The following is a 230-nucleotide window of genomic DNA, read 5'->3' on the forward strand; positions in this document are numbered from 1 at the left end:
TCTCGAACCAGACCGGAATTGCAACGATTGCCCGGCTAATGTCCGGCTGCATGATTCTGTCCGATGCGCTCAACCACAACTCGATGATCGAGGGCGTGCGCCAGTCGGGGACGGAAAAGCATATCTGGCGCCACAACGATCTCGGACACCTCGAAGAGCTGCTCAAATGGGCCGATCCCCAACGGCCGAAGCTGGTTGTGTTCGAGAGCCTCTATTCCATGGATGGTGAC

1 protein-coding gene is annotated in these 230 nt (G+C 57.4%); it reads left to right on the forward strand.

The genetic code is table 11. The features are described 5' to 3' along the window. Positions 1-230: aminotransferase class I/II-fold pyridoxal phosphate-dependent enzyme (locus QSV46_RS41265; RefSeq protein WP_314964582.1), on the forward strand; the 230-nt coding region annotated here is incomplete at both ends.

The organism is Bradyrhizobium cosmicum, from assembly GCF_032290525.1.
GTDB classification, from domain to species: Bacteria; Pseudomonadota; Alphaproteobacteria; order Rhizobiales; family Xanthobacteraceae; genus Bradyrhizobium; species Bradyrhizobium cosmicum_A.